The following is a 12168-nucleotide window of genomic DNA, read 5'->3' as shown; positions in this document are numbered from 1 at the left end:
GTATGTCTCCTCTATTGGCCGAGCGGTTGTGTCATGTCTTGCAGAGCAACGGGATCGGGCCGTACGCCGGCGGTTATGGCGGTGCGTGCGCCGATCATGAGTTTCGGGGAGTCGATGCTCAGATGCGCTGTCAGTAAACCTTTTTCATCGAGCCAGGCGACGGCCCACTTACCATCGTCGCCTTCTCTGATCACGGACGAGTCTCCTGGGCCGTGGTGGCCGACGTACTGGAGCTTGTGTCCGAACTGATCGCTCCAGAAATACGGGACCGGATCATGGACGACGGGAGCGTCCCCCGTCAACGTGCGAGCGATCGCATCGGGGCCCGTGCGGGCATCGTCCCAATGTTCTGCCAGCAGTAGGTCATCGGCACGAGGCGACCACCGAACCGCGACATCTCCGACAGCGAACACGTGCGGGTCGGATGTTCTCAGATGCTCGTCGACGACCACGCCTCGGTCGATCTTCAAACCGGAATCGTCGAGCCACGCCGTGTCCGGTCTGACACCGATACCGGTAACGACAATATCGGCATCGATGTGCTCGCCGGAGTTCAACTCGACACCGGTGTCGGTCACTGCCGTGACCCCGACTCCGAGCCGCAGGTCGACCTCGGACCACCAGTCCACGAATCGGAGCCCGATTTCTTCGCCGAGCGCACCGCCCAGCGGCGCGGGACCGAACTCGATGCATGTCACGTCGGCACCGGCAGCGAGAGCTGCGGTCGCAACCTCGGCTCCGATCCAACTCGCCCCGACGAGAACGACTTTCGCACCCGGGACCAACTGTTCGCGCAGCGCGCGGGAGTCTTCGGCGGTCCGGACGGCGAGTTGCCGGGCCGAGCCCGGTAGCAGGACCGGTGCGGCACCGGTAGCGATAACCAGGGCGTCGTAGCCCACTGGACCTGCTGCGGTAAGTACCCGTTTCGCACCGGTGTCGAGAGCGGTTGCGGGAGTGGACGTTCGGACTTCGACGTCGAGCGCGGCGTAGTCGGTTCGCAGCTCCGTGTTCAGCTCGCCCCGCAACGCGGCTTTGGTGAGGGGAGGCCGGTCGTACGGCAGGTGCGCTTCGGCGGCGAGCATCACGATCTCCCCGTCGAACCCGTGCGCCCGCAACGTTTCACAGGTGCGGGCCCCCGCAAGCCCTCCCCCAACGACCACTACTTTCGTCATCAGTACATCGGGGCTGCGGGCGCGGTGGACGCGGCAACGGCTTCACCGTCGGCGAGAATTTTCTTGCCGGGGGTGAAATGTGCCGGGATCCGCTGCCAGCCCATGTTGGTCCCCTGGTGTGGGTAACGCTCGAGCTTGTCTCGCTCGATCGTGTAGTCGGGCATGCGCTCGAGGATCTGCGAGAGCAGTGATTTCGCCATGAGCCGGCCCAGGTGGGATCCGGAGCAGCGATGCACACCGATGCCGAATGCCGTGTGGCGGTTGGGCCATCGATCGATGTCGATGTCATCGGGATTCTCGAACAACGCTTCGTCCCGGTTCGCCGACGCCCAGGACAGCAGTACCCGGTCGCCCTTCTTCATCGGGCACCCCTTGAACTCGACATCTTCGGTGACGGTTCGAGCGAGCGCCTGAGTCGGCGAGAAGTAGCGCAGGAATTCCTCGACCGCGTGGTCCATGAGCGACGGATCGTCGATGAGCCGCTGGCGAACGTCGGTGTGATCGGCCAACCACACGAGGGTCTGGCTGACGAGCGACGCGGTGGTACCGGTTCCGCCGGCGACAAGGAGCTCGACCATCGCGAACACCTCGAAATCGTCGAGCACCCGTCCGTCGACTTCCTGCTGCACCAGGTAGCTGATGACGTCATCAGTGGGGTTCTCTCGACGATCGGCGATAACGGCACGCATCTTCTCCGACAGGTACGGAAAGTCGACTTTCATCGCATGCTCGTAGTGTTCGCTGCCGGGAACCCCGGCAAGAGCCTCGTGGTGAGCGGAAGCGTACGTCTTCCAGTCCTCGATTCCGAGCCCGAGCCAGTCGACGGTAACGATGGCCGGCACCCCGATGACCGACGTGAAATCACACTCGCCTTCTTCGATCACGCTGTCGATGAACGCCGTCGTGTGATGCTCGACGAGATCTTTCATCTTCTCCACAGCGGCCGGAGAGGTGATGGGGTTGATGATCTTGCGGTACTTGCGGAACTCCGGCGGATCGAGCTCGATCGGAATGTGAAAGTGCATCGGGGTCTTGGGGATGACCACCGACAATCCCTCTCCGCCGTATTCGTTTCGCGCCGAGGAGAACGTGTCGTCGTCGCGGGAGGCATCGAACACGGCGTCGTAGTCGGAGAGCACCCAGTATCCGCCGTGCGCTTCCGACCAGCCGCGCTTCTCGGCGTTCCGGAGCGTCCGATAGGAGCCGACGGGATCTGCGGAGTGTTCCTGCGAGTTGTGGTCGAAGTGGATGACCGGGCAACGGCCGCTTTCCGTCATGTCTTTCAGTCCTCCTACAGGCGAAATCTGGCGTAACCATTTCGAGCGATGTCCTGATAATGGTTATACTAGATTCAGCTGTTGTCAACATCACAACAGTGGCAGCATAGGTACGTGGTCACCGAGGTGGCCAGAATCGAGCAAAGCCTCGAACAGTTTCGAAGGAGGAATCGTGAACGTATCGGTCGACGCGAACCAGTGCCAGGGCCACGGACTGTGCCAGATGACATCGCCCCAGGTCTTCGCCTTGCGCGATGAGGACGGGCACGCATATGTGCTGCCCGAGGGACAAGAGCCGAACCATCTCGGAGAGGCCAGGGCAGGCGCGGACAGCTGCCCGGAGCGCGCAATTTCGGTCGAGTAGCTCGGCTCCGCTCGTGAGTGGAAGTTCGTAGCAGGGGTCGCGCTTCCACTCACCTACGCGGGGTGCCTACAGCGCGCGGTCCCATTGGATGACCGAGCTCATCACGCCCGGGAACTTGCGCTCCGCGTAACGGACGTACTCGTTGATGTGTTGGGCCATCCGTTCCTGAGAGAGCTCGGGATCGCGCACGAGAAGAGAGTCGTAGATCGATTGATGCGCAGTCAGGATCGCGGCGCGACGCGGCGCCGGATAGTCGATGCCGATGATCGTGCCGTCCATGATGCCCAACAGCGAGTCAACCAGATATCCGAACAGCGGGTTGCCGGAGGACCAGGCGATGATGTCGTGGAACTGCTTGTTCGCTTCGAGGAAGATGTACTGGTCGCCGAGGGAATCACGCATGGTCTCGATGGTGCCGTTGAGCTGAACGAGGGATTCGTCGGTGATGCGCTGCGCGGCCAGCCTGCTGATCATCGGCTCCATCGCGACGCGGGCTTCGGCGATCGCCTTGAACGGCGCGTTCTTGAGCTGCATCAGCAGAATGACCGTACTGGCCAGGTGCGAGGCGTCCGGATCGAGCAGAACCGGGCCACCCTTGGGTCCGGGCTTGAGCGCGATGACTCCCTGGAACTCGAGCAGTCTGAGCGCTTCGCGGAGTGTGCCGCGGCCGATCTGATACTTCTCCAGCATCGCCTTCTCCGGCGGAAGGAGATTGCCGACGGTGAGGCCCTGGCGCAACGTGTCTCGAATGATCTGCTGCGCGATCACCATTGCCGCTTTGGGAGCGCGATTGGTCACGGTCATCAGTTGTGTCCTCCCAGCTGCACGCGGATCGAAGAACGTGATCCACCACTACCTCGAAGATCGAGGCGGTTGATTATAACAATGGCCCTGAGCTGCACGTGGCCTCGAAACTGATATTCCCATTCCATACTTTTCAACCCCCGACGCCGAAGGAACATCAAACCCATGCCCGACGTAATCATCGAAAGTACACCGGCGACCCTGTGGATCAGACTGAACAGGCCGGAACGACGCAATGCCTTCGACCCGGAGATGTCAGCCGAGATAGCCGACGCTCTCGATGACGCCTCGGGGTATCGCTCGGTCGTCATCACCGGTTCGGGCGGTAGTTTCTGCGCCGGCGGATCGCTGGCCAAACTCAGCGAGCCCTCCCCCAAGGAGATGCGTCGGCTCTACCGCGGTTCGCTGCGGCTCTTCGACTCCATCCGCAATTGCCCCCGTCCCGTCATCGCTGCCGTCAACGGGGCTGCGGCGGGTGGCGGAAACGAGCTGATCGTGGCCTGCGATCTTGCGGTCGCAGCGCGGTCCGCAACGTTCGGCCAGACGGGCCCCCGGGTCGGCAGCGCACCGGTCACCGGGGCGACCAACGTGATGGGCGTTCAGATCGGGGAGAAGCGGGCCAAGGAGATGGCGATGCTGTGCCGTCGATACTCCGCCCAGCAGGCGCTCGATCTCGGTCTGATCAACGAGGTGGTCGACGACGACCGACTCGAAGAGACGGTGCAGTCCTGGTGCGACGAGATCTCCGCCCTGAGCCCCCGCTACCTCGAGATCACCAAGACGAGCTCGAACCTGTGGTGGAACGCCGCCCGCGATTCGTTCTCCTCGGGCCTGGGCATGTTGAACCAGGCGGTCGGCAGCCCGGACATGATCGAGGGCGCGACGGCCTTCCTCGAGAAGAGAAAGGCCGTCTTCCCCGATCCGCAGTGATCTACTTCTCCGACAACAGAACTTCTTCGGTTCCGTTCCACTGCACGAGAGCACCGGTGACGCGCATATCGTTGCCGTCGAAGGTGATCTCTCCTTCGGCCCCGGTGAAGCCCTCGGCCACCAACTGTTGCAGTCCGTTCTGAATGTCCTCGCGAGATGCCCCACCCGACTTGTCGATGGCACGGGCGATCATCCACGCGGCGTCGTATCCTTCTGCCGCGTAGTTGTTCGGATTCTCACCGTCGCACTTCGCCCGGTAGGCCGCGACGAAGTCCTGCGTCGCGGGATTCGTTCCGTGATAGGTGAAGTCGGTCGGCCAGGTCATACCTGCGCCGGCCTGACCCACGGGAGTCAAATTGCCGGCACCTGAACCGGTATGGGTAATCAGGGTGCCGTCGAAACCAGCTTGCCGAACCTGCCCGACGGCAGTTGCATTCTGGGCACCGGCCAGCATGATCGCGATCCCGTCGGGGTCGGACGCGAGAATCTTTGCGATTGGGGCTGTGAAATCCTGGGTGGTGTTCTGCACCCCGGACGTCGCGGTCACCTCGAATCCGAATTCCTCGGCCATCCCCGGGATGATGTCTTCGGAGAGCTCGGTCAGAGTCGGGTTGGCACCGTTGTACAGAATTCCGAGCGTCTTCGCGCCCTGGCTTTCCAGGTACTCACCCGCCTGGTCGTAATAGGTCGCCATGGGCGCCGTTGCGCGATAGGTATGGTCGCCGACGAGGACACCCTCGCTGCCGGACTGAGTGAAGACGATGGGGATTCCGGCAGCCTGCGCGAGCGGTGCCACGGCAATGGACTGGGCACTGGTGACCGTGCCGAGAATCGCGGCGACCTGCGGGTTGACGGTCGCTTCGGTGACCTGGCTGGCAGCAGTCTGCGCTTCGCCCGCAGCATCGCGACTCTCGAGCAGAATCGTCGAATCACCCAGGAACTGTTGATCGTTGATCTCTTCGATAGCCAACTCGATACCTTTGAGCTGATTCGTGCCCGCGAAAGACAGAGGACCGGTCTTGTCGGTGACAGAGAACAGCGTGATGTCGCGGGGCATCTCGCCCGACGCCGTAGATCCCCCTCCCCCACCGCTGCACCCCGCGACGGTCAACACCAGAGCGACGATCCCCACCGGGCCACGTAGCAATCTCATCCGAAACCTCATTTACTCATAATGATGCGCATAGACTGGACAACACCATGATGCGGGTTTGATCAACCCATGTCCTGACTACCGTGAAATCACAGGGAGGCAACGCAATTGAATGACATCGAGCTCGCCGCGCGCCTCGACCGAATCGAATCCCGCGCTGCCATCCACGAGCTCCCGATCGTCTACTGCCTCGTCATGGACGAACGAAACGTCGACGGTATCCGGGCGATCTTCTCCGACACGGCCTCGATGCGTTCGATCGATGGGGTGTTCACCGCGTCCGGGCTCGACGAGATCGTCACCGCCTTCACGGGACGGTTCGACGCCCTGGGCCCGACGAACCATGTCACCCACGGCCACATCGTCCGCTTCGACGACGATGATCCCGATCTCGCCTGCGGATCCGTCGGATCACACGCCGAACTGGTCCGGAACTCGGTACCGATGGTCGCCGCCCTGCGCTACCGCGATACCTACCGCCGATACGACGGCATCTGGAAATTCGAGGACCGCCTCATGTCGTACATGTACTACCTACCGATAGCAGAGTACGAATCCGGCCTCGGCGATCCGAAGAGTATGCGCGCGTACGGAGATCACCGCCCGGCAGACTGGCCCGATGTCCTGCACGACGGCGACGGCAGTTGGTTGGCCCGCTATTTTCCTGTGTCGACGCCCGGCAGAACCTAGCCGGCGCGGCGATTCATACCGTGCCCGGCGCTGCGACGGGCTCCGGGGCCGATGCGTCCGTCACCTTCGGCAGCTCCCATCGCCTGTGGCCGAGTACGGCGACCGCCGTACACAGCACTACGAAAACGAGCCCCGCGAAAGCCATGCCAACTCCCGTTCCCCACTCGGTCGAGATGCCACCGGTGACGAGTGCGAGCACGGCGGTGAAACCGTAGGAGGACGACGCGAAACGTGATGCAGTACGGCCCTGCTCGATGGCCGACAGTCCACGGGTGAGCAGGCGCAGACCGCAGGCATAGGCGAACCCCTGGCCGAGTCCCCAACACACGCACCCGGCCAGGATCAGCGGCAGACTCGGCAACACCACCCCCGACGCAGTGAGAACGGCCCCGCACCCGATCAGTGCCAACGATTGCACGGGACGAAGTGGGGTCCGGATCGCGGCGAAGGCGAACGGCGACAACCACGCGATCGACAACAGCACCACCGGCGCGAGGGCCCCGACCACCAGGGATTCGCTACCCGTCTGCTCGCGCACCGCCGTCGGCAAGATCCCGACGGCTATCCCGCCGATCGCCCAGCCCGCCAGGCCGATTCCATAGCCGGCGGCGCGGGTCCGTGGCGCGATGTACGGCCCCGGCCGGGCCTCACGCCGACCCTTCGGCTCGATCAGCGCGATCCGCAGCGTCTCGCGAGCCGAGTAGAGGGCAACGAGCAAGACGCAGGCCACGACCACGAGCAATGTCATATGAACGAGGTAGACCGTCACTGTCGGACCCGGAAGAAATTCGGCGACGCCGGCTCCGAGGATCAGGCCGACGAACGATCCGAAGATCGCTCCCGACGACGCAATGGTACGACCCTTCTCACCGCGTGCTGCGACGACGATTGTTGCCGTCGCTCCGGTTGCCACACCGACACAGGTGCCCGTCAGAAACCGCCCGACGAACAGGAAGACCACGTTCTCGCCGCCGGCAAGGAGCGAGAGATCGGCGACAACGCCCCCGAGCATCGCAGCGGGCAGCAGGGCCCAGGCGAATCGTGTCAGCCGGGTCCTGGCCATCACCGTGAAGGTCACCACCAGGGCAACGAGATACACGGCGAACAGCGCCGACACCGTGAACGTGGAGAGCGCCATCTGCTCGGCGTACAGCGGCAACAACGGCCCCGGCACGTTGGACCCCACGACGAGGGAAGCGAAAGCTGCCGCCGCAGCGACCCCGAGCACTCGTTTTCGGCGAGTGCCGACGGGTTGGAGCGACCCGGCCGCCGGCGATCGACTCACGGACGATCGAGTGACTCGAGAGCCGCGCGTAAGGCGTCGGGAATAGGGGTCTTGAGTCCGTCGGATCCGCGCACCGCGTACTTGATCTTGCCGTAGGCGACCCGCTCGTCGCCGCGTGTGAACGGGAAGCCGATGACGTACGAGGTGGTGCCCAGGTGTTCGAGTTCCATGCCGCAGACGATCTCGTCGAACACTCGACAGGAGGTCAGGTAGCTGCACTCCGAGGCGAATCCGACGGTGCCCGCCCCCACCGTCTCCATCATCGTGTGACTGTCCAGACCGTGTGTGTGCAGCCACACGCTGTAGGTGCGCTCCATCCAGGGATAGTTCATCGCGAAATACGAGATACCGATCGCATCGCAGTCTCCGTAGGCGAGCGTGAATGTCTGGCTGGTTGGACGGTCGACCATCTTGGCACCTCTTTCTGTACTCACTGTCTAGCATCCCACTCTTTACACTAATCATTATCATGGTTATGGTGATGACAGTCACATCAAACAATGCGCATCAATTCAACAACGCACGTGCACAACAGCGTTCGCGTCGAAGAAGGAGCATCAATGAAGACCATCGGAGCCTTGATCTGGGAACCGGGCACGCGCTCGGGCTGGAGCGTCGAAGAGATCGAGATCGATCCACCCAAGAGCCGCGAGGTTCGCATCAAACTTGCGGCCTCGGGCATCTGCCACAGCGACGATCACGTCGACACAGGCGACATTCCGCTCGATTGGGCTCCTATCATCGGTGGCCACGAGGGAGCAGGCGTCATCGAAGAACTCGGTCCCGACGTCACCGGCTTCGAGGTGGGCGACCACGTCGTACTCTCGTTCCTTCCTTCGTGCGGCCATTGTCAGATGTGCACGATCGGTCGATCCAACATGTGCGAGATGGGTGCCGGAGTTCTCGCCGGATTCGCACCCGACGGCACCCACCGTGTACACGCCCGCGGGCAGGGCGTCGGCCCCTTCTCCTTCCTCGGCACCTTCTCGCCGTACCTGGTCGCCAATATCGACTCGTGCGTCAAGATCGGCAAGGACATCCCCCTGGACAAGGCCGCGCTCATCGGCTGCGGTGTGCCCACCGGCTGGGGTTCGTCGGTGTATGCCGCCGAGGTCACCCTCGGTGAGACGGTCGTGATCATCGGTACTGGCGGAGTCGGCATCAACGCTGTCCAGGGTGCACGCCACAAGGGCGCGAAGACCATCATCACCGTCGACCCGATCGAGTACAAGCGCGACCAGGCCAAACTGTTCGGTGCGACGCATACCGTAGAGAACCTCGACCAGGCAAAAGAACTGGTCGACAGCCTCACCAACGGCCAGGGAGCCGACAAGGTGATCATCACCGTCGACATCGCTTACGGACACCTACTCAACCCCGCCCAGGAAATGACCCGACGCGGCGGCACTCTCGTCCTCACATCGGCCGCGCCCGTCACGCAGCGCGACGTCCCGTTCGACCTGTTCACCTTCGCGATGTCCGGAAAGAGGCTGCAGGGCACGTTGTACGGCACCACGACGGCCCGACGCGACATCCCCCTGATCGCGGATATGTACCGCCGCGGCGAGTTCATGCTCGACGAGTTGGTCACCAAGACCTACAAGCTCGAGCAGATCAACGAGGCCATCAAGGACATGCGCGACGGCAAGAACATCCGCGGCGTCATCATGTACGACGAGTAGGAGATCGAAACATGCGAGAAGACATCATTGCAACGACGCACACCTACGCGCTCGGGTTGGACAAGTTCGATCCGAAACTCGCGCTGAGTGCATTCGCCGCGGACGCGGTATGGGACGCAACCCCGGTAGGCTTGGCACGTTACGAGGGACACGAGCAGATACTCGACTTCTTCGAGCGTGATGCGGAGCAGATCGAGGATCAGTTCCACATCATCACCAACCACATCGTGCACGCCGATTCGGACACCACGGCCCACGGCACCAATTACGTGTTCTCCGAGGGCCACACGAAAAGTGGGGCCGCGTTCAAAGCCATTGCGCTGAACCAGGACACGTATGTTCTGACCGAAGACGGGTGGAAGATTTCCTCCCGCGTGATCTCCCCTCTCACGCCGCCGCAGATGGACGGTTTCGAGGCCTGACGAGAAAACGAAACGTACGTGCGTGTGCGGCTGGTACTCAGCGCACACGCACGTACGTTTCGTGCTGGAACGGACAACACATGGAACCGCTGGACATCTTGATCGCCAAGGACGCCATCCGAGATCTTGCCGGCGCTTACTCGATGGCCGTCGACGACCACGACATCGAGTCGGTACTCGAGATGTACGCGCCCGATGCAACGTTCACGATTGCGGGGAAGACTCTCACTGGCCACGAGGAACTGCGCGCGTTCTACGTCGACAGTATGGATCGCTACACCACCATGCTCCATACGCCCGAGATCCACTTGATCACGCTCGACGATCCCAGGCACGCGGCCGGACGCATGACCGGACACGCCGAGCTGGCTGTCCGAGACACGTTGATGATGAGTGCTTTTCGCTACACCGACCGATATGTCATGACGGATCGCTGGCGCTTCCAGCACCGCCGCGTGAGGTTCATGTACGCGGTTCCGTTCGAGGCCATGGGCGCGAGCTTTCGCACGGACCAGCGCATCCGCTGGCCACAGACCAGGTACGCCGGCGCGGACTACCCCGAATCCGCGCCGACCTGGTCCACCTACCGCGACCGGTGACCGCCCCGCCCGTCACCGGGCAGCTTGGTCGAATCATGGCTCACCGCAACGCGAACGGTCTCCACCTCGATGACGACACGTGCAGGGCTGTCCAGCAGCGCTGCGAACGCGTCGGGGTCTGCCGGCGCGAGGTGACGCGCGAACTCCGGGTAGAACCACGACTTCACCGCGTCGTCGGAATGGACGGTGGCGGTGCCGCGGATGGACAACATCTGCCGTCCCGGCAGCGTCGTGCCTGCATTGGAGATCACCAGCGTCACCCGTGGGTCACGAACCGCGCCCCGCACGTGGGCGCGGCCCGATGCCGCCGTCAACCAGAAGCGATCTCGAGTGAACAGATAGCTCATCACGACGCCCGCCGGCCACCCTGCTTCGGTGGTGAACGTGAACGTGCATTCGGTCTGTGTCGCAATCAATGTCGAGCGGCCCTCGGCCGTCGCCCGGACCGACTCGAGGTTCTCGTTGTCGTCGATCCCCACCCGGCTCACGACGAGGCGGACCCGTACGGGACGAACGCCGACGTCGCGACCGGCAGTGCCATCACCCGGTCGACCAGGATGCGCTTGTGCGCCAATTTGAGCTCCCCGTCGACCTCGACCAGGGAGTCCGAGTACCTACCGAAAATACGGGAGGTGCTGTCGGCATTGAACAGGGTGGCCTCGAAGTACGCATCGATGCGAACTCCACCGTCCTCTTCGCTCACCAACGTGTTGGTCACGGCGTGCCGCGAGACCTCGGTGTCGGACGCAGCGAACGCCCGATAGATGTCGAGGAATTCCTCTATCCCGTGCTTCGTCTCCGTCGTCTGCGTGACGTTGATGTCCTCCATCGCGAGACCTCGAAGCGTGTCGAGATCGCCCGCATCGGCGGCCCAGGCGTACCGGTAGAGAGCCTGCTGTGCGCGGTGAGCGAGGTCCTGGGTAGCAAGAGTTGTCGTCATGACGTTCCTTTCACTTGATGTAGGCACCAGCGTCGACGGGCAGGGTGACTCCGGTGATGTAACGGCCTTCGTCGCTGGAGAGGTACAGCACGGCGTTGCTGATGTCGACGGGCTCGATCCACGGCACCGGCAGTGTGTTGAGCGAGGCGAAACCGGCCATTGCCTTCTCCTGCGTGGGCTCCGGATCGCCCGGCGCGAACATGGAATAGGTGCCCGGGTTCTGGATCATGATGGTGTCGACATTCGTCGGGTGGACGGTGTTGACGCGAATGCTGTACTGGCCCAGCTCGTTCGCCATCGTGCGCATCAGGCCGACGATGCCGTGTTTCGCAGCCACGTAATGCCCCACGTGCTGGATACCCTTGAGCCCGCCGATCGAGCTGGTGAACACTATCGATCCACCGCGACCCGCCGCGATCAGAGCGGGAATGGCCACCTTCGCGGTGTGGAAGACGCCGGTGAGGTTGACGTCGATCATGTCCTTCCACTGCTCGCTCGTCAGCTCCCACGAGAGCCCATAGGTCGCGATGCCGGCGTTGGCGACGACGATGTCGACACGGCCGAGCTCGGCGACACCCTCGTCGAACACTGTTTGTAGCTGCTCGAGATCACGCACATCGGCAGGACGAGCGAAGATGCGCCGATCGAGAGCCTCGACCTGCTTCACCGTTTCCGCCATCTCGTCCTCGGTGCCGAGCGGGTAGAACGGTGTGACGGTGTCGATGTTCTGACAGATGTCGACGGCAATGATGTCAGCGCCTTCCTGCGCCAATCTGATTGCGTGGCTTCGCCCCTGGCCGCGCGCGGCTCCGGTGATGAATGCAACTTTTCCTTCGAGACGTCCTGGCAT

At 62.9% G+C, this 12168-nt stretch carries 15 protein-coding genes; 6 read left to right on the top strand and 9 right to left on the bottom strand.

Annotation, left to right across the window (positions count from 1 at the left end):
- Positions 1-11: 11 nt before the first annotated feature.
- Together CH291_RS13895 and CH291_RS13890 are read right to left on the bottom strand one after the other, a co-directional pair.
- Complete coding sequence (locus CH291_RS13895; RefSeq protein WP_094687824.1) at positions 12-1172, bottom strand: NAD(P)/FAD-dependent oxidoreductase; 1161 nt, start codon at positions 1170-1172, stop codon at positions 12-14.
- Complete coding sequence (locus CH291_RS13890) at positions 1172-2449, bottom strand: cytochrome P450 (protein WP_094687823.1); 1278 nt, start codon at positions 2447-2449, stop codon at positions 1172-1174. The genes CH291_RS13895 and CH291_RS13890 overlap by 1 nt, the downstream gene beginning before the upstream one ends.
- Before the next feature lie 172 nt (positions 2450-2621).
- Between CH291_RS13890 and CH291_RS13885 the strand changes: the two genes are divergently transcribed.
- A complete protein-coding gene (locus tag CH291_RS13885; protein WP_042938387.1) occupies positions 2622-2813 on the top strand; it encodes a ferredoxin in 192 nt (63 codons plus the stop codon).
- A gap of 66 nt (positions 2814-2879) precedes the next feature.
- Here CH291_RS13885 and CH291_RS13880 read toward each other — a convergent pair whose 3' ends face one another.
- Positions 2880-3617, bottom strand: coding sequence for a FadR/GntR family transcriptional regulator (locus CH291_RS13880; protein WP_094687822.1), 738 nt, complete (start codon positions 3615-3617; stop codon positions 2880-2882).
- Between the two features lie 165 nt (positions 3618-3782).
- Here CH291_RS13880 and CH291_RS13875 point away from each other — a divergent pair, with 165 nt between their 5' ends.
- Entirely contained in the window at positions 3783-4547 is a 765-nt protein-coding gene (locus CH291_RS13875) for an enoyl-CoA hydratase/isomerase family protein (protein WP_094687821.1), read from the top strand.
- A 1-nt stretch (position 4548) separates the two neighbouring features.
- On the opposite strand, the gene CH291_RS13870 is transcribed toward CH291_RS13875, so the two are convergent.
- Positions 4549-5700 carry an ABC transporter substrate-binding protein gene (locus CH291_RS13870; protein ID WP_094687820.1) on the bottom strand — a complete coding sequence of 384 codons (1152 nt, stop codon included), beginning with the start codon at positions 5698-5700 and terminating at the stop codon, positions 4549-4551.
- A 108-nt stretch (positions 5701-5808) separates the two neighbouring features.
- On the opposite strand from CH291_RS13870, the gene CH291_RS13865 reads away from it, so the two are divergent.
- Positions 5809-6390, top strand: a complete 582-nt coding sequence (locus tag CH291_RS13865) for a nuclear transport factor 2 family protein (RefSeq protein WP_094687819.1) — start codon at positions 5809-5811, stop codon at positions 6388-6390.
- 13 nt (positions 6391-6403) lie between these two features.
- Here the strand turns inward: CH291_RS13865 and CH291_RS13860 are convergent, their stop codons facing one another.
- Together CH291_RS13860 and CH291_RS13855 are read right to left on the bottom strand one after the other, a co-directional pair.
- Entirely contained in the window at positions 6404-7675 is a 1272-nt protein-coding gene (locus CH291_RS13860) for an MFS transporter (protein ID WP_256980844.1), read from the bottom strand.
- Complete coding sequence (locus tag CH291_RS13855) at positions 7672-8085, bottom strand: acyl-CoA thioesterase (RefSeq protein WP_094687818.1); 414 nt, start codon at positions 8083-8085, stop codon at positions 7672-7674. Before CH291_RS13855 ends, CH291_RS13860 begins: the two co-directional genes overlap by 4 nt.
- 150 nt (positions 8086-8235) lie before the next feature.
- Between CH291_RS13855 and CH291_RS13850 the strand changes: the two genes are divergently transcribed.
- From CH291_RS13850 to CH291_RS13840, 3 genes are all read left to right on the top strand, one after another.
- The gene (locus CH291_RS13850) at positions 8236-9357 is read left to right on the top strand and encodes an NDMA-dependent alcohol dehydrogenase (RefSeq protein ID WP_094687817.1); all 1122 of its coding nucleotides are present in this window, start codon (positions 8236-8238) and stop codon (positions 9355-9357) included.
- An 11-nt stretch (positions 9358-9368) separates the two neighbouring features.
- Entirely contained in the window at positions 9369-9779 is a 411-nt protein-coding gene (locus CH291_RS13845) for a nuclear transport factor 2 family protein (protein ID WP_094687816.1), read from the top strand.
- An 80-nt stretch (positions 9780-9859) separates the two neighbouring features.
- Entirely contained in the window at positions 9860-10378 is a 519-nt protein-coding gene (locus tag CH291_RS13840; protein WP_094687815.1) for a nuclear transport factor 2 family protein, read from the top strand.
- On the opposite strand, the gene CH291_RS13835 is transcribed toward CH291_RS13840, so the two are convergent.
- The 3 genes from CH291_RS13835 to CH291_RS13825 are packed head-to-tail and all read right to left on the bottom strand — an operon-like array spanning position 10363 to position 12168.
- A complete protein-coding gene (locus tag CH291_RS13835) occupies positions 10363-10866 on the bottom strand; it encodes a pyridoxamine 5'-phosphate oxidase family protein (protein ID WP_094687814.1) in 504 nt (167 codons plus the stop codon). The genes CH291_RS13840 and CH291_RS13835 overlap by 16 nt on opposite strands.
- Complete coding sequence (locus tag CH291_RS13830; protein ID WP_094687813.1) at positions 10863-11318, bottom strand: nuclear transport factor 2 family protein; 456 nt, start codon at positions 11316-11318, stop codon at positions 10863-10865. Before CH291_RS13830 ends, CH291_RS13835 begins: the two co-directional genes overlap by 4 nt.
- 10 nt (positions 11319-11328) lie before the next feature.
- Complete coding sequence (locus tag CH291_RS13825; RefSeq protein ID WP_094687812.1) at positions 11329-12168, bottom strand: mycofactocin-coupled SDR family oxidoreductase; 840 nt, start codon at positions 12166-12168, stop codon at positions 11329-11331.

This window comes from Rhodococcus sp. 14-1411-2a (assembly GCF_002259485.1).
Taxonomy (GTDB): Bacteria; Actinomycetota; Actinomycetes; order Mycobacteriales; family Mycobacteriaceae; genus Rhodococcoides.
The sequence above is the reverse complement of the archived record's forward strand: the minus strand, read 5'-3'. Positions and strand labels throughout refer to the sequence as shown.